The organism is Sphingomonas sp. CD22 (assembly GCF_034556155.1).
In the GTDB taxonomy this organism is placed as follows: Bacteria; Pseudomonadota; Alphaproteobacteria; order Sphingomonadales; family Sphingomonadaceae; genus Sphingomonas.
Genome location: NZ_JAYDYX010000001.1, coordinates 615812 through 632049 on the forward strand (window position 1 = coordinate 615812; position 16238 = coordinate 632049).

Genomic DNA, 16238 nt, shown 5'->3' on the forward strand with positions numbered 1-16238 from the left:
GAGCCGATAGGCGGGCTGGCTTACAGCACGCTGACGAATGCTGCGGCGCGGGAGGTAGTTTGCGGATTTTGCTGATCGAGGACGATGCCGCGCTCGCCGACGCGCTGACCGGTGCGTTGCGCCAGCGCGGCATGACGGTGGACCATGCCGCCAGCATCGAGGAGGCGGAGGCGTATCTCGCCGCGATCGACCATGCCGCGCTGCTGCTCGACCTCGGCCTGCCCGACGGCGACGGGCTCGCGCTGCTGCGGCGGATGCGCGCGGGCGGCAACGTCCGCCCGGTGCTGGCGCTGACCGCGCGCGGCAGCGTCGATGCGCGTATCCGCGGGCTGCACGGCGGCGCCGACGATTATATCGTCAAGCCGTTCGATCCCGACGAACTGCACGCGCGCATCCTCGCGGTGCTGCGCCGGCAGGGCGGCTATCTCGGCGCGTCGCTGAGCTGCGCGCGGCTGGCGTTCGACGTCGAGACGCGGGTGGCGCGGGTCGGCGAGACCCTGCTGCCGCTGTCGGCGCGCGAAACCGAATTGCTCGAACTCCTGCTGCGCCGCGGCGGCAACGTCGTGCCCAAGCGCCTGGTCGAGGATCATCTGTTCGGCGCCGGCGGCGACCTCGGCTCGAACGCGGTCGAGGTCTATGTCCACCGGCTGCGCAAGCGGCTCGACGAGGCGGAGACGGGCGCGCGGATCGAGACGGTGCGCGGCGTCGGCTATCTGCTGCGCGCCGCGGCGTGAGACTGCGCGCGCCGCGCTCGCTCGCCGGGCAGTTCGCGTTGCTGCACGGCGTCACCGCGCTGATCGCGGCGGCGATGCTGCCGCTCGGCGCGATGATGCTGCATCGCGTCGCGCATCATTACCAGCGCGACGTGCTGCGCCAGCAGGCCGAGGGGGTCGCGACGCTGCTGCGCGGCCATGATCCCGGCCAGGCGATCGAGGCGGCCGACATCCTCGCGGGAGGGCTGACGCTGACCGTGGTGGATCGCGGCCGGCGCATCCTCGCGCAGCGCGGGCGGTCGCGGCCGGCGATCATCGCCGCGGTGCCGCTCGACCGGCAGTTGCGGATCGTGCGGCGCGGCACGCTGGCGGCGGTGAGCCGGCCGGCGGGCGGACGCTGGGTGGTGGTGGCGCAGGACGATGCCGCGCCGGAGGTGGTGGCGGACGATATCGTCGACGCCTTCCTCGCCCGCTTCGCGCTGCTGCTGCTGCCGCTGGTCGTGCTGTTGCCGCTGGTCGGCGTCGGCCTGACGCGGCGGCTGACCCGGCGGATGACCGCGGCGTCGGACATCGCCGCGGCGATCGGCCCGCAGACGCTCGACCGGCGGCTGCCGCATGGCACGTTGCCGTGGGAGGTCGAGCCGCTCGCGGCGGCGACCAATGCCGCGCTCGACCGGCTCGAACAGGCGTTCGCCGCGCAGACCGCCTTCGCCGCCGACGTCGCGCACGAGCTGCGCACGCCGCTGGCGACGATCCGGCTGCGCGCCGATGCGATCCCCGACGAGGCCATCCGGCGCAAGCTGCTCGCCGAGGTCGATCGCGCGGCGCGGGTGATCGCGCAACTGCTCGTTTTGGCGGAACTCGAACGGCCCATCGAGGGCGCGGGGGCGGCGATCGACCTGATCGCGGTGGCCGCCGACGTGGTCGCGGACCGCGCGCCGGCGATCATCGCGGGCGGGCGGCGGATCGCGCTCGACGATCGCAGCGCGCCGGCGCTGCCCGGCTATGCCGGGGCGATCGGCCTGGCGCTGGAGAATCTGATCGACAATGCCGCGCGGCATACGCCGCCGGGGACGCGGATCACCGTGCGGGTCGGGCCGGGGCCGGAGGTGAGCGTCGGCGACGACGGGCCGCCGATCGCCGCGGCGCATCTCGAACGGATGGCGACGCGCTTCTGGCGTGCCGGCACCGCGCGTACCGAGGGCTTCGGCCTAGGCCTGTCGATCGTCCAGCGCGTCGCCGCGGCGCACGGCGGGCGGCTGCACATCGGCGCGGGCGACGACGGGCGCGGGTTGCGCGCCACGATCCGCTTCAGGCGACCGGTGGCGGGCGACGCGCTGCCTCAGCCGTTCGCGGCGACGGCGGAGAGGCCCTGAACCAGCGCGTCGAAGACCGCGCGATAACGTTCGCCGCGGCGCAGATCCTCGTGCATCACGATCCATACCGGCAGCGGCAGGTCGAGCACGTCGGGCAGCAGGCGGACCAGCGCGGGATCCGTGCGGGCGATCGCGACCTGGCAGATGCCGATGCCGAACCCGGCGCGGATCGCCGCGAGTTGCGCCGCCTCGCTGTCGACGCGCAATGCGAAGGCGTCGCGGTCGATCCCCGGCAGATGGCGCATCGCGGTGCGGATGAACGGGGTCTCGGTATCAAAGCCGATCAGGTCGTGCGCGCGCAGGTCGGCGGCGGCGGCGGGCATACCGCGGCGGTCGAGATAGTCGCGATGCGCGTGGAAGCCGACGTGGAGCGCGCCGATCCGTTGCGCCACCAGCGCCTGTTGCACGGGTTCGACCATGCGGACGGCGATGTCCGCGCGCCGCTGCAACAGGTCGTCGACCTCGTTCGACAAAGCCAGCTCGACGATCAGGCGCGGATGGTCCCGGCGCAGCGCGGTGAGGATCGGCGGCAGGTGCGCGACGCCGACCGAATGGCTGGCGCTGATCCGCACCACGCCGTCGACCGCGTCGGGCCGGCCGGTCCCGGTCCGGCGCAGCGCGTCCGCCGCCACCGCCAGCGCCTCGGCATGCGGCCGCAAGGCGAGCGCGCGATCGGTCGGTGACAGGCCGCGCTGCGACCGGACGAACAACGTGCCGCCGACCGCGCGTTCGAGCGCGTCGACGTGGCGGGCGATGCTCGGCTGGGTCATGCCGAGCGCGCGGGCGGCAGCGGACAGCGACCCCTCGCGCAGCACCGCGGCGAAGCTGCGATAGACGTCCCAACTCGGTTCGCTGTTCATCCATTTGCGTATAGCATCCCACCGGCTTTCGACAATTCCCGTTGTGCGGGGATGCGCCCATTCCATTGATCGAACGATGATGGAGATGGTGATGGCACAGCGGACGGCATTGATCCTGGGCGCGACCGGCGGGATCGGCAGCGCGATGACGCAGCGGCTGCTGCACGACGGCTGGCAGGTGCGCGCGCTCGTCCGGCAGGGCGCGGCGCGGCTCGACCCGCGCTGCGTGCCGGTGATCGGCGATGCGATGGACCCGGCGGCGGTCGACGCCGCGGCGCGCGGGGCGGAGGTGATCGTCCATGCGGTCAACCCGCCGGGCTATCGGAACTGGCAGCGGCTGGTGCTGCCGATGATCGACGCGACGATCGCCGCGGCGCGGAGCAGCGGCGCGCGCATCGTCCTGCCCGGTACGGTCTACAATTACGGCGCCGATGCCGGCGACCCGATCGACGAGGAGGCGCCGCAGCGGCCGGTAACGCGCAAGGGCGCGATCCGAGTGGCGCTGGAACGGCGGTTGCAGGCGGCGGCGGAGCGCGGCGAGGCGAGGGTGCTGATCGTCCGCGCCGGCGACTTCTTCGGACCGGGCGCCGCGAACAGCTGGTTCGCGCAGGGGCTGATCGCGCCCGGCGCGCGCCCGAAAGTGATCCGCCAGCCGGGGCGGCGTGGCGTCGGCCATCAATGGGCGTATCTGCCCGATGTCGCCGAGACGATGGTGCGGCTGCTCGACCGGCCGGGATCGTCCGCCTTCGACCGCTTCCATATGGAGGGGCAATGGGATGGCGACGGCCGCCGGATGGTCGAGACGATCGCGCGGGTGCTCGGCGACCCCAGCGTGCCGATCCGGCCGCTGCCGTGGTGGCTGCTGCGGCTCGCCGCGCTGGTCGCGACGACCCCGCGCGAGATGATGGAGATGCGCTATCTGTGGCAGCGGCCGGTCCGGCTGGGCAACGCCCGGCTGGTCGCGGCGCTCGGCGAGGAGCCGCATACGCCGCTGGAGACGGCGGTGCGGGCGACGCTCGCCGGCCTCGGCTGCCTGTGACACGCGCGGCGAACGTGCCGCCGCAGACTTGACTTTGCCCGCAGGCCACGGGGTTAGTCGTCGCCATGCGTGCCAAGAGCCTTTCCGATCTCGCCCGACTGAGCGGCCTGTCGATCTCCACCATCTCGCGCGCGTTGTCGGGCCATTGGTCAGTCGCCGAGGGCACGCGCGAACGGATACGCGATCTCGCCGAGGCGCATGGCTATCGCCCCAACGAGATGGCGCGGAACCTGCGCCTGCAGCGGACCAACGCGATCGGCATCGCCTGGCCGCTCGGCCATGCGGTCGGCCAGCATCTCACCGATCCGTTCTTCCTCAGCCTGTTGGGGCATGTCGCCGATGCGCTGGTGATGCACGGTTACGACATCGTGCTCAGCCGGGTGCTGCCGGCGGACGGGGACTGGCTCGACCGGCTGGTCGATTCGGGCAAGATCGACGGGCTGATCCTGATCGGCCAGTCGGATCAGGCCGAGGCGATCGCGCGGGTGGCGCGGCGCTATCCGCCGCTGGTGGTGTGGGGTGCGGAACTGCCGGACGCGGGCTATCCGACGGTCGGGTCCGACAATCGCGAGGGCGGGCGGGTCGCGGCGCGGCATCTGCGCGGGCTCGGGCGGCAACGCTTCGCCTTCGTCGGCGATGCCGGGCTGCCCGAGTTCGGCCAGCGGCTCGCCGGTTTCCGCGAGGGGCTGGCGGGGGCGGAAGTCGCGATCGTGACGGCGGCGGCGACGCTCGATGCGGCGGGTGCGGCGGTGCGCGACTGGTGGCAAAGCGGCGGGCGCGCCGACGCGCTGTTCGCCGCGTCCGACGTCGCGGCGATCGGCGCGATGCAGGCGCTGGTCGCGGCGGGACTGCGGGTGCCGGAAGAGGTCGCGATCGTCGGCTATGACGACGTGACGATGGCGGCGCACGTCACGCCCGCCCTGACGACGATCCGCCAGGACGTCGCCGAAGGCGCGCGGCGGCTGGTCGCGGCGCTGTTCGAACGGCTCGCCGGGCGGGCCGCGCCGTCCTGCCTGCTGCCCGCCGAACTGGTCGTGCGGGGCTCGACCGTCTCAGCCGGCATGGCGCGGGCCGCGGACGGCTAGGATCTCGATTGCCGTTCAGACATCTTGAGAAAATTCCTCCCCCGCCAGGGGGAGGTGGCGCGGCGAAGCCGTGACGGAGGGGGAGGTAAGCGACGTCTTCCGTTCCGTGTCCTCCCCCTCCGTCATGCCTTCGGCATGCCACTCCCCCCTTGCGGGGGAGGACTTCGATCGAGTGTCGACCACGGCCAGGGTCGCGACCGCGGCGGCGATCATCAGCCCGCCGGCGAGCATGACGACGTGGCGCGGATCGCCGCCGAGCAGCGAACGGTAGAGCAACGGCATCGTCACGCTCTCGATCATCATCGGCACGACGATGAACATATTGAAGATGCCCATGTAGACGCCGTTACGCTCGGCCGGGATACTGTCGGTCAGCATGACATAGGGATTGCCCATCAGGCTCGCCCAGCCGAAGCCGATGCCGATCATCGGCAGCAGCAGCGTCCACCGATCGGGGCAGACGGGGATGGCGAGCATCGCGACGCCGGCGAGCGCGACGCAGGCGGCGTGGACGATCTTCGGCCCGGCGCGCCGGGTGAACGGCACGAGCGCGAAGGCGGCGACGAAGGCGACGAAATTGTAGACTCCGCCGAGCAGCCCGACGTCGAGCGCCGCCTGGCGGAAGCCGGCGCTGGCGGGATCGCTGGTCTGATAGAGCGAGACGGCGACGCCGTGCGCGATGAACTGCCAATAAGCGAACATCGCATACCATTGGCAGAACATCGCGATCGCCAGCCGCCGCATCGCCAGCGGCATCTCGCGGATCGCCGCCGCGATGTCGGCGAGCGCGGTCGCCGCGGACAGCGGCCGGCGCCGCATCGCCGCGACCGCCGCGGGATCGAGCGGCACCTCGGGCACCCGCCACACCGACCAGAGGATCGTGCCGAGCGACAGCGCCGCGCCTATCAGGAAGGCGATGCGGGTGATGTCGGGAATGCCGTTGGCGTCGACCGTGTCGCGGCTCATGCCGAGCGCGACGAGCAGCGACGGCGACAGATAGGCGAGCGTCTGCGCGAGGCCGGTGAACGCGCTCTGCATCAGGAAGCCGAGCGGCCGCTGCCGCGCGTCGAGCCGGTCGCCGACATAGGCGCGATAGGGCTCCATCGTCACGTTGTTGGCGGCATCGAGGATCCACAGCAGGCTGGCCGCCATCCACAGGCTGCGGCTGTACGGCATCGCCAGCAGTCCCAGCGAACATAGCACAGCACCGATCAGGAAATAGGGCGTGCGCCGCCCCCAGCGACTCACCGTGCGATCGGACAGCGCGCCGACGATCGGCTGGACGAGCAGCCCGGTCACCGGTCCGGCGAGCCAGAGCAAAGGCAGCGTCGCCTCGTCGGCACCGAGATAGCCGTAGATCGGCCCCATATTGGCCTGTTGCAGCCCGAAGCTGAATTGCAGGCCGAAAAAGCCGAGGTTCATCTGGACGATATGCCCGATTCCGAGCCGCGCCCTCGTCGTGCCGCTTGTGCCGTCGTGCATCGTCGCCTCTCCCCCGGAGCCGCCGTCATATGCGCTCGGCTTGACGACCACAATCGATTGTGAAAGGCGGCGCGCATCATCGGGGCAGGGCGCCGTCGCTGTTGATACCCGCGGCGGCAGGGAGAATGGGCATGTGGGGTTCACCAGCGGCGGGCGGCGGGCCCGCCGATCGCGGCGCGGCGCTGATCGCGTTGCTCGATCCGCTGTATCGCGATCATCCGCATTGGGCCGACGAGCAGGTCCGGCTGCGCGGAATGCTCGATGCCGCCGCCGAGGCGCGCGCCTATGATCTGCGCACGCTCGACCGCGATCGCGCCGGGGACCCGCGCTGGTTCGGGGCACCCGACATGATCGGCTACAGCTTCTACGTCGATCGCTTCGCGCGCAATCTGTCGGGGCTGCAACTGCGGCTCGGCTGGCTCAACCGGCTGGGGGTGCGGTTGCTCCACCCGCTGCCGATGACGCTGCCGCAAGCGGGCGACAGCGACGGCGGCTTCGCGGTCGCCGATTATCGCGCGGTCGATCCGCGGCTCGGCAGCGTCGACGACGTGCGCGCGATCGCCCGCGACCTGCACGAGCGCGGCATGGCGCTGGCGATAGACTGCGTGCTCAACCATTGCGCGCGCGATCACGCCTGGGCGCAGGCGGCGCTGGCCGGCGACGCCGACAAGCGCGGCTATTTCCGGATCGTCGCGCAGGCCGAAGAGGTCGCCGCGTGGGAGGCCGGGCTGGACGAGGTCTTCCCCGATACCGCGCCGGGCAATTTCACCCACGAGCCGGCGCTCGGCGGCTGGGTGTGGACGACCTTCTATCCGTTCCAATGGGATCTCGACTGGTCGAACCCCGCGGTGTTCCGCGAGATGCTCGACGTGCTGCTGTTCTGGGCGAACGTCGGCGTCGACGTGTTCCGGCTCGACAGCGCGCCCTACCTCTGGAAGCGGCAGGGGACGGCGTCGCGCAACCTGCCCGAGACGCACCGGCTGGTCGCCGCGCTGCGCGCCGGGCTCGACGCGGTGGCGCCCGGCGTCGCGCTGCTCGCCGAGGCGATCGAACAGACGCGCGAGGTGCTGCCCTATCTGGAGCCGGCGGACGGCAGCCGCGCCTGCCAGATCGCCTATCACAACGGCGCGATGGCGGCGCTGTGGACCGCGCTGGCGACCGGGGATGCGGCGCCGCTGGTCACCGTGCTCGACCAGACGCGGCTTGCGCGCCCGGACACCGCGTGGCTGACCTATCTGCGCTGCCACGACGACATCATCTGGACCGCGTTGCGCGGCATCGTGCCCGAGGCGGTGCTGCGCGATTGTTCGGCCTTCTTCGCCGGCGCGGGCAGCTACGCGCAGGGCCGCTCGTTCCAGGCGCGCGCCGATGCGCCGGTCGCGACGGTCGGCATGCTCGCGTCGCTGCTCGGCGGCGAGGGCGCGGCGACGCTCGCCCGCTATCGGCTGATGCTGGGGGTGCTGCTGGCGCTGCCGGGCATGCCGATGCTCTATATGGGGGACGAGATCGGCCTGCCCAACGACGAAGCGGGTGCGGCGGCGCTCGATGCGCGCTGGCTGCACCGGCCAGCGATGGACTGGACCCGTGCCGAGGCGGCGGCGAACGACGACGGTCCGGGCGCGTCGTTCCTCCGCATCACCCGCGCGCTGATCGCGGCACGCGCCGGCAGCCCCGCCTTCGCCGCCGCGGCGCCGGCGCGCGCCGAGGTCACGGCGGACGGCGTGCTGGCGATCGATCGCGGCGACGTCCTGGTGCTCGCCAATTTCCACGACGCGGCGCGGCCGATCGATCGCGGCGGCGGTCGTGTCGACATGTTGACCTGCGCACCGGCGGGCGAGACGATCCCGGCCTACGGTATCCTCTGGCTGGCGCGCGACTGAGACGTTGCTCCCGGCAGGCTCTTATCGCTAAGCTTCCGGTATCGAGCGGAGGCGGAAGCGATGCGGCGTCGTGGCTGGACGAGGTGGGCCGGGCTGCTGGGGCTGGCGGGGGTGATCGGCGGCGCGGCGCCGACCCCCGTCAAGCAGAGCGGGATCTGGCGACCGCCGTCGGGCCTGCGTCAGGAGCCGATCTGGCCCGGTGCGGCGCCCGACATGGCAGCGGCCGGCCGGTCAGCCGAGCATAGCGAGACCAGCGTCAACCCGCGGCGCTTCGCCGGGCGGCCGGTCACCGGCGTCTTCGACGTCGCCACGCCGACGATCACCGTCTTCCCGGCGAAGGGCATCGCCAGCCATGCGGCGATGCTGGTGTTTCCGGGCGGCGGGTTTCAGATGCTGGCGATCGATCTGGAGGGCAGCGAGGCGTGCGACTGGCTGACCGCCCGCGGCATCGTCTGCATCTTGGTCAAATATCGCGTGCCGAACAGCAACCATCATTGGGATCCCGTCTGCAAATGCGCCGTGACGCCGAAGCGTCTGCTCGCGTTGCAGGATGCGCAGCGCGCCATCCGGCTGGTCCGCAGCCGCGCGGCGACGCTGCGGATCGATCCGCACAGGATCGGCGTCATCGGCTTTTCCGCTGGCGGCTATCTGGTGGCGCAGACCAGCAACATCCTCACCCCCGCCTACCGGCCGGTGGATGCGATCGACCGGGTGAGCAGCCGGCCCGACCTCGCCGTGGCGCTGTATCCCGGCCACCTGTGTCGCGCCGGCGCCACGCTCGATCCGGGTATCCACGTGTCCGCCCGCACGCCGCCGACGCTGCTGGTCCAGGCATGGGACGATCCCACCGATCCGATCTGCAACAGCATCGTCTATGCGCGCGCGCTGGACGAAGCCGGAGTGCCGGCGGAGGTTCATCTGTTCGGCAAGGGCGGCCACGCCTTCGCGTTGCGGCGCACCGGTCTTGCCGTCGATGGCTGGACCGGACTGCTCGAACGGTGGCTCAAGGACAATCGCTTCCTCTAGCCGCCGGTCACAGCATCTCGAGCGGTACCGGGCGGGTCGGGCGGGGGAAGAGGTGGTCGAGGCGGGCGAGGTCGGCGGGGGTGAGCGTCAGGTCGGCGGCGGCGCGGTTGGCGTGGACGTGGGCGAGCGTGCCCGCTTTGGGGATGGCGATGACGTCGTCGCGGGCCAGCAGCCAGGCGAGCGCGAGCTGCGCCGCCGTCACATGCCTGTCCGCCGCCAGCGCGCCGAGGGCGGGGTGGCCGGCGAGGCGGCCCTGTTCGACCGGGCTGTAGGCCATCACCGGGATCCCCCGCTGCGCCAGCCAGGGCAGCACATCGTGTTCGGGGCCGCGGCGGGTGAGATTGTAGAGGATCTGGTCGGCGGCGCAGCCGGCGCCGCCGGCGGCGACCAGCTCTTCCATGTCGTCGGTATCGAGGTTGCTGACGCCCCAGCGCAGGATCTTGCCCGCCGCGACCAGCCGCTCCATCGCCGCGACCGTCTCGGCAAGCGGGACGCCGCCGCGCCAGTGCAGCAGATAGAGGTCGAGCCGGTCGGTGCCGAGCCGGCGCAGGCTCGCCTCGCATGCCTGCGGCAGCCGGTCGCGCGAGGCGTTCTGCGGATAGGCCTTGCTGACCAGGAACATCGAATCACGACGGCCGGCGATCGCCTCGCCGACCAGCCGTTCGGACTCGCCGTCGGCATACATTTCGGCGGTGTCGATCAGCGTCAGGCCGAGGTCGATCCCGGCGCGCAGCGCGGCGATCTCGTCGGCGCGGCGCGCGGGGTCCTCGGCCATCATCCAGCTGCCCTGACCGAGCGCGGGAACAGCGGTGCCGTCGGGCAGGGCAATCGTCTTCATATCGCATCGAACGCCCGAGCGGCGATTTGGATCGACGCGGTCAGAAGCGCAGCGAGCTCTCCACGCCGATCTCGCGCGGCCGGCCGGGCGTGAAGCGATCGATGCCGAAGCCGCCGAAGAAGCCGGTGCGCGCCTGCTGCGTCACCTTGTCGAAGAGGTTGGTGCCCCACAGGCCGATCCGCCACGGCCCGTCGGCGCGCGGGGCGAAATCGAGCCGGAAACCGACCAAGGCATAGGCGGGCAGGCGGCAGACATAGTCCGCCCCCGATTGGCAGGCGGGCTTGGCTCCGACACCGCGCACGTCGACGCTCGGTGTCAGCGTGCCGCCGTCGCCGAGGTGCAAATCATAGGCCAGCGCGGCGCTATAGGTATATTTGGGCGCGGAATTGACCGGCGTGTCGAGCGTCAGCGTCACCGCATTGGGACGGATGCTGTCATAGCCCTGCGTCAGATAGGCGGCGTTGCCGCGCAGCGTGAGGTCCGGCACCGGGCGCAGCACCACCTCCGCTTCGAACCCCGCCTCGTGCGCGGAGGCGGCGCTCTGCACCTGGCGGGTCGAGACGTTGCCGATCAGCACGTTCACGCCCGCCTGGATGTCGGTATATTTCTGGTAGAAGCCGGACAGGTTGATGACCGCGCGGCGTGCGAGCAGGTCGAGCTTGATGCCGGCCTCGTACGACCACAATTTCTCGGGATCGTAGGAGGAGGGGAAGCGGCCGTCGCTCGACGGGCCGCCGATCTGCTGGTTGAAGCCGCCGGCGTTATAGCCGTGCGCCGCGGTGAGATAGGTGAACACGGTGTTCGACCAGCGATAGGACAGCTGGACCTTTGGATCGAAGCCGTCCCAATGATCCCGGCCGCGCGCGGTGAACGGCGCGCCGCCGCAATTGGCGATGCCGCCGAGGAAGTCGCCGGCGAAATAGCCGCACGACGTCGGCACGCCATTGTAGAGGAAGGTGTTGGTGCGGCCGGCGAAGAAGACGTAGCTCGATCCGGTCTTGCGATCGTAGGTGTAGCGCGCGCCGAGCGTCAGTTCGAGCTTCGGCGTGACCTTGTACGATGCCTGCGCGAAGCCGGCGTAGCTGCGGTAGGTCAATGCGGCATCGTAGACATAGCCGAGCGGATCGATCCAGTCGGGGCCGGTGTCCTGCAGGAAGCGGGTCTTCTGCTGGAAGTAGAAACCGCCGGCGAGGAAGGTGAGGCGATCGTCGGCGACGGTGCCGCCGATCGTCACTTCCTGCGTGAACTGGCTGGTGCGGGTGTCGTCATATTCGGCGTAGATGTCGTTGGGGGCATCGTTGACCGGCGTGTAGAAACGCGCGCGCGAGCGGCGATAGGCGGTGACGCTGTGCAGCGAGACGCCGCCGCCGAGATCGTAGCCGAGGCGACCGTTGAACGTCGTCGCCGTCGTGCGGTTGAACGGGCCGAGCCCGCGATAGCGGCCCGCGCCGTCGGCATCGCCGCCGCGGGCGAGGTCGGTGACCGCGGCGCTGGTCGGTGCGAGCAGCGTCGCGCCGCCATAGACCGTGTCGCTGCGCCCGAGTACCGGATAAGCGGTGCAATAGGGCACGCGGTGCAGCGCATCGTAATTCTGGATATAGTCCGCGCCGGGCAGGCAGGCGAGCGGGATGGTCGCGCCGCCGTCGGTCGAGGAGCGGTTGTACTCGCCGAGCAGGTCGACCGTGAGCGGGCCGCCCTTGTCGAAGCGCAACTGCAGCCGGCCCGACTGGTTGTTGACGTTGCCGCTGCGCCCGTCGTCGAGCAGGTGCTTGATGAAGCCGCGGACGCTCTGCGTGCGGAAGCTGGCGCGGGCGTAGATGCCGTCGGCGAGCGGCAGGTTGAGCGCGCCCTCGGTATCGATGCGGCGCAGGCTGCCGGCGCGGACCTGCGCATAGCCTTCGACCCGGTCGGTCGGCCGCTGCGTGGTCAGCAGCACCGCGCCCGCGGTGGTGTTCTTGCCGAACAGCGTGCCCTGCGGACCCTTGAGCACCTGCAACGATGCGATGTCGTAGAAATAGAGGTCGTTGCCCTCCTGCCGGCTGACGTACATTTCGTCGACGTAGAAGCCGGCCTTTGTATCGGAATTGACCTGGTTGAAGGTCTGGCCGATGCCGCGGACGGTGAAGCTCGTCCCGCCCGACAGCAAAGGCACCAGTTCGAGGTTGGAGACCGCGCCGCGCAGGTCCTGAAAGCTGCGGACGTTCTGCTGGAGCAGGTCGCTGCCGGACAGGACGGTGGCGGAGACCGGCGTGGTGGCGAGGCTTTCCGTGCGGCGGCGGGCGGTGACGGTGATCTCGGCGATCTCCGACGATGCGGGGCTCGCGACCGCATCCGGCTGGGGCGCGACCGATTGCGCCGCGGCGGGGGCGGCGGCGATGCCGGTGCCGAGCGCGAGCGCGCACAGGACGTGCGGCGCCGATGATCGAAATACTGCCATGATACCCCCGTCGCGGGCGTGTCGCCCGTCGTCCCCGTCTGCCGATAGCGGCATGAGCGATGATTCCTACCGGACGGTTCGGATTGGCGGACAGAGGAATTGTTGGCCGCGGCATCGCTCGGCTTGGGGCGGCCGGCCGCCGGTGCCGCAGCGTTATGCCGGCGGCGCGACCGCGGTGTGCGCAGCGGGGCAGCTTCCCGGGGGTTGGTGCGGCGGCGGCTCGATGCCGTCGTCATCGGATCGGCTGCCGGCCCTCCGCCGCCTAGGGCCGATCGCCATTCATCGTCGTGACGTAAGTCCTCCCCCTGGCGGGGGAGGAATTTGGCTACGACGATGAGTGTCGATCCTGCCTAGAAGTGAACGTTCGCGCCGAAGCGGAAGGTGCGGCCGACCGCGCCGATCTGCGTATAGGTCGGGTTGTAGTTGGTCGCGGCGTAATTGCCCGCGTTGAGCGGTGCCTTGGCATCGAGCAGGTTGATGACGTTGAAGTAGAAGTTGAACTTGTCGTTGACCTTGACGCTGCCGGTCAGGTCGACGTCGATGAAGCGGCGGACGTGGCAGTTGAAGTTCGGATCGCTGCCGCCATAGGTGCTGCCGCCGTTGCAGTCGGTGGTGCCGAACTGATCGTAGGCGACCGCCTTGTAGCCGGCCACGTAATAAGCGGTGCCGGTGAGCGTATAGGCGCCATATTCGACGCTGTTCTGCCAATTGCCGCGCCATTGCGGCGTGCCCGCGCCCGACGAGGTGATATAGGGCGCCTGCGTGCCGACGAAGTCGCTGTACGGCTGGTCGGCGCTGGGCTTGAACAGATAGTGGAGGATGTAGGTCGCCTCCGCGCGGCTGGTGAAGTGCAGGTCGTCGCTGGGATGGAGCTGGACCAGCGCCGATACGTCGATCCCCGAGGTCTTGAGCGCCGCGGCATTGGCGAAGGGCGAGTTGACGAACAGCGCGCGCTGCGGCGCGTTGGGGAAGGCCGGGTCGATCGCGTCCGGCGTCACCGAATAGCCGTTGGGCAATTGGGTACCGGCATAATAAGCCGCGAGCGCCTGGTTGGACAGCGGACCGCCCGAGATCACGTCGGTCTTCTTGATGTTGTAGTAATCGGCGGTGAAGCTGAGCCAGCGCAGCGGCTGGACGACGACGCCGCCGGTGAAGCTGCGCGACAGTTCGGGCTTGATGTTGGGATTGCCGACGGTGTTGAAGCCGATCGAATAGCTCTGGTTGTAGGCGCTGCCGCCCGAACAGGTGCCGTCGGCGGCGACGGTGCCGCCATGCTGCGCCTGGATCGAACAGGGCGCCTTGGTGGTGGTGAAGCCGATCACCGAGCCCGAGGTTTCGGCGAAGCTCGGCGCGCGGAAGCCCTTCGAGAAGGTGCCGCGGATCGCGAGCTGGCGGAACGGCGTGAACTTGGCGCCGATCTTGGGCGAGAAGCGGTTGTAGCCCTCCTCATAATGATCGAACCGGCCCGAACCGTTGATCTCCAGGCTGGTCAGCACCGGCGCGTTGACCTCGAAATAGCCCGATTCCACCGTGCGGCTGCCCACCGCGGTATACTGGTTAAGCCCGATCGTGGTGAGGTTCGGGTTCTGGTTGGGATCGTTCTGCGCCTCATAGCGGAACGAGCCGCCGACGCCGAGCTGCAGCGGACCGCCGGGCAGCGCGAACAGGTCCTTGGTGATCGTCGCCTGGATCATGTCGAGGTCGCTGGTCGCCTGCGTCCGCACCGCCGGCGACAGCGCGCTGCGCACCGCCGCGCTGTTCTGCGTCGGGTCGACGAAATTGTAGCTGCCGGTGTTGATCGCGTTGGTCAGCGCGTTGAGGTTGAGATAGCCGTTCTGCGTGATGTCGAGCCACGAATGCGCGACCGTCGCCGACACCGAATAGCCCCAGCCGTCGCCGAACCGGCCGTCGATCCCCGCCGCCCCGCGCAGCACGTGGTTCTTGTAATCCGACGAACCGGGGATGTCGCCGAACCGGTAATAGATCGACGCCGGCTGGCCGGTGGCGGCGAAGGGATTGTTGGGGTTGAGCTGACCGTTGCTCAGCAGCACCGGCAGGACGATGTTCTGCGTGTTGATCGGATTGTACGAGCGGATGTTGGCGGCGTTGCTCGACGCCTTCACCTCGTTCTGGAAATAGGAGGCCATGATATAGGCCTGGGTCTGGTCGTTGACCTGCGCCGTCGCGTGGACGGTGACGCCGAAACGGGTCTGTTCGGGCTGGATCTGGCCATAGTCGGAGACGAGGTTCTGCTGGCAGCCATTGCCGGCGCTACCGCTGATCGGCGTCGTCGAACCGGTGCAGCCATTGGGGTTGAGCACCTGGAACGGCCCGTTCGCCAGACCCGATCCGGACAGGATGTTGCCCGGGGTGAGCTGCGTCGTCGGCGCGACCACCGCGCTGCTCGTCGTGCCGGGGACGGCGGAGCCGGCATTGTTGTTGTCGCCGCCGATGCCGCTCAGATCGGCGGTGTTGAGCGGGAAGCCGCGGTTGCGCGCCCAGATCGGGTCGTCGTGCTGATATTCGCCGCTGATGTAGAGGTTGAACCCCTTGTCCTTGAGGTGACCGGTGCCGAGCGTCAGCGTCGCGCGCTGCTCGCCGCCGTCGCCGCGCTGCGACACGCCGCCCTCGACGGTGCCGTAGACGCCGGTGATCTCCTTCTTCATGATGATGTTGACGACGCCGCCGATAGCATCGGCGCCATAGCTGGACGAGGCGCCGTCCTTGAGCACCTCGACCCGGTCGACGATCGCATCGGGGATGGTGTTGAGATCGACGAACGAGCGCTGGCCGTCGTCGGACAGCGGGTAATTGGCGGTGCGCAGCCCGTCGATCACGGTCAGCGTCGAATTGACCGTCAACCCGCGCAGCGACACGCCGGACGAACCCGCGCCGAAGCCCGAGGAGAAAGCGGTCGGGATCGAGCCGCTGCTGTCCGCCGAGATCGAGCGGATCGCGTCGGAGACGGTGGTGATGCCCGCCTTGGCCAGCGATTCCGCGGTCAGCGTGGTGACCGGGGAGGGCGTCTCGGTATCCGTCCGGCGGAACAGCGATCCGGTGACGATGATGTCGGTCCCGGTCGCCGGGGTGGTCGCCTGGGTAGGCGGCGGTGCCGCTTGGTCGGGCGCGGCGGCCGGCGCGGCGGCGGTGTCCTGCGCGGCGGCCGGGCTGACCGCGATCGTCATGCCGATCATCGCTGCGGGCAGCAGCACGGGCAGCGCCGCACCGCGCATCAGGGACGTCCGGATCAGGGAAACTCGGGTCAAGGCTAGATACTCCACCTGACATCCGCGGGACCGGCGACACGGCCCATTGTCGTGTCGCGTGCGGAAGCAGCACTCGCTGTCGGGCGAGTTAGGAGGGTGCCGAGCCCGGTGTAAACGACTGGGACGAGCGGGTTTTCGGAAGCAAATCCGGTGTTGCCCGGCCGCTACGGATAATGACGGATACACCATGGTCCGTCATGGACATGAATGCTGTCATGACGTCTAAGTGTCTCATT

The 16238-nt window shown here is 70.0% G+C and carries 11 protein-coding genes; 6 read left to right on the plus strand and 5 right to left on the minus strand.

Translation table 11 applies throughout. The features are described from left to right. Nucleotides 1-59: 59 nt before the first annotated feature. On the plus strand, nucleotides 60-734 hold the full coding sequence (locus SFC76_RS02755) for a response regulator transcription factor (protein ID WP_322847946.1): 675 nt from the start codon (nucleotides 60-62) through the stop codon (nucleotides 732-734). Then, nucleotides 731-2089: a sensor histidine kinase gene (locus SFC76_RS02760; protein WP_322847947.1), complete on the plus strand. Its 1359-nt coding sequence runs from the start codon at nucleotides 731-733 to the stop codon at nucleotides 2087-2089. Before SFC76_RS02755 ends, SFC76_RS02760 begins: the two co-directional genes overlap by 4 nt. Here the strand turns inward: SFC76_RS02760 and SFC76_RS02765 are convergent. Then, a complete protein-coding gene (locus SFC76_RS02765) occupies nucleotides 2056-2949 on the minus strand; it encodes a LysR family transcriptional regulator (protein ID WP_322847948.1) in 894 nt (297 codons plus the stop codon). The two genes, SFC76_RS02760 and SFC76_RS02765, sit on opposite strands and share 34 nt — an antisense overlap. A 91-nt stretch (nucleotides 2950-3040) precedes the next feature. Here SFC76_RS02765 and SFC76_RS02770 point away from each other — a divergent pair, with 91 nt between their 5' ends. Together SFC76_RS02770 and SFC76_RS02775 are read left to right on the plus strand one after the other, a co-directional pair. Continuing rightward, a complete protein-coding gene (locus tag SFC76_RS02770; protein ID WP_322847949.1) occupies nucleotides 3041-3988 on the plus strand; it encodes an NAD-dependent epimerase/dehydratase family protein in 948 nt (315 codons plus the stop codon). Between the two features lie 65 nt (nucleotides 3989-4053). Beyond that, nucleotides 4054-5073 (plus strand): LacI family DNA-binding transcriptional regulator, encoded by a 1020-nt coding sequence (locus tag SFC76_RS02775; protein WP_322847950.1) that lies wholly within the window; start codon nucleotides 4054-4056, stop codon nucleotides 5071-5073. A gap of 15 nt (nucleotides 5074-5088) precedes the next feature. Here SFC76_RS02775 and SFC76_RS02780 read toward each other — a convergent pair whose 3' ends face one another. After that, on the minus strand, nucleotides 5089-6555 hold the full coding sequence (locus SFC76_RS02780) for an MFS transporter (RefSeq protein ID WP_322847951.1): 1467 nt from the start codon (nucleotides 6553-6555) through the stop codon (nucleotides 5089-5091). 131 nt (nucleotides 6556-6686) lie between these two features. On the opposite strand from SFC76_RS02780, the gene SFC76_RS02785 reads away from it, so the two are divergent. Together SFC76_RS02785 and SFC76_RS02790 are read left to right on the plus strand one after the other, a co-directional pair. Then, nucleotides 6687-8435: an alpha-amylase family glycosyl hydrolase gene (locus tag SFC76_RS02785; protein ID WP_322847952.1), complete on the plus strand. Its 1749-nt coding sequence runs from the start codon at nucleotides 6687-6689 to the stop codon at nucleotides 8433-8435. A 60-nt stretch (nucleotides 8436-8495) separates the two neighbouring features. Continuing rightward, complete coding sequence (locus tag SFC76_RS02790; RefSeq protein WP_322847953.1) at nucleotides 8496-9461, plus strand: alpha/beta hydrolase; 966 nt, start codon at nucleotides 8496-8498, stop codon at nucleotides 9459-9461. A gap of 7 nt (nucleotides 9462-9468) precedes the next feature. Here SFC76_RS02790 and SFC76_RS02795 read toward each other — a convergent pair whose 3' ends face one another. The 3 genes from SFC76_RS02795 to SFC76_RS02805 form a co-directional block, all read right to left on the minus strand. Then, nucleotides 9469-10299, minus strand: a complete 831-nt coding sequence (locus tag SFC76_RS02795) for an aldo/keto reductase (protein WP_322847954.1) — start codon at nucleotides 10297-10299, stop codon at nucleotides 9469-9471. 40 nt (nucleotides 10300-10339) lie between these two features. Beyond that, nucleotides 10340-12736 (minus strand): TonB-dependent receptor, encoded by a 2397-nt coding sequence (locus SFC76_RS02800; protein ID WP_322847955.1) that lies wholly within the window; start codon nucleotides 12734-12736, stop codon nucleotides 10340-10342. Between the two features lie 350 nt (nucleotides 12737-13086). Further along, nucleotides 13087-15969 carry a TonB-dependent receptor domain-containing protein gene (locus SFC76_RS02805; RefSeq protein WP_322847956.1) on the minus strand — a complete coding sequence of 961 codons (2883 nt, stop codon included), beginning with the start codon at nucleotides 15967-15969 and terminating at the stop codon, nucleotides 13087-13089. Nucleotides 15970-16238 lie beyond the last annotated feature (269 nt).

Excerpts from the sequence above, each read along its gene's own strand:
- SFC76_RS02765 (WP_322847948.1), bottom strand. The coding sequence starts at position 2,949 with ATGAACAGCGAACCGAGTTGGGACGTCTATCGCAGCTTCGCCGCGGTG.
- SFC76_RS02770 (WP_322847949.1), top strand. The coding sequence starts at position 3,041 with ATGGCACAGCGGACGGCATTGATCCTGGGCGCGACCGGCGGGATCGGC.
- SFC76_RS02775 (WP_322847950.1), top strand. The coding sequence starts at position 4,054 with ATGCGTGCCAAGAGCCTTTCCGATCTCGCCCGACTGAGCGGCCTGTCG.
- SFC76_RS02780 (WP_322847951.1), bottom strand. The coding sequence starts at position 6,555 with ATGCACGACGGCACAAGCGGCACGACGAGGGCGCGGCTCGGAATCGGG.
- SFC76_RS02785 (WP_322847952.1), top strand. The coding sequence starts at position 6,687 with ATGTGGGGTTCACCAGCGGCGGGCGGCGGGCCCGCCGATCGCGGCGCG.
- SFC76_RS02790 (WP_322847953.1), top strand. The coding sequence starts at position 8,496 with ATGCGGCGTCGTGGCTGGACGAGGTGGGCCGGGCTGCTGGGGCTGGCG.
- SFC76_RS02795 (WP_322847954.1), bottom strand. The coding sequence starts at position 10,299 with ATGAAGACGATTGCCCTGCCCGACGGCACCGCTGTTCCCGCGCTCGGT.
- SFC76_RS02800 (WP_322847955.1), bottom strand. The coding sequence starts at position 12,736 with ATGGCAGTATTTCGATCATCGGCGCCGCACGTCCTGTGCGCGCTCGCG.
- SFC76_RS02805 (WP_322847956.1), bottom strand. The coding sequence starts at position 15,969 with ATGCGCGGTGCGGCGCTGCCCGTGCTGCTGCCCGCAGCGATGATCGGC.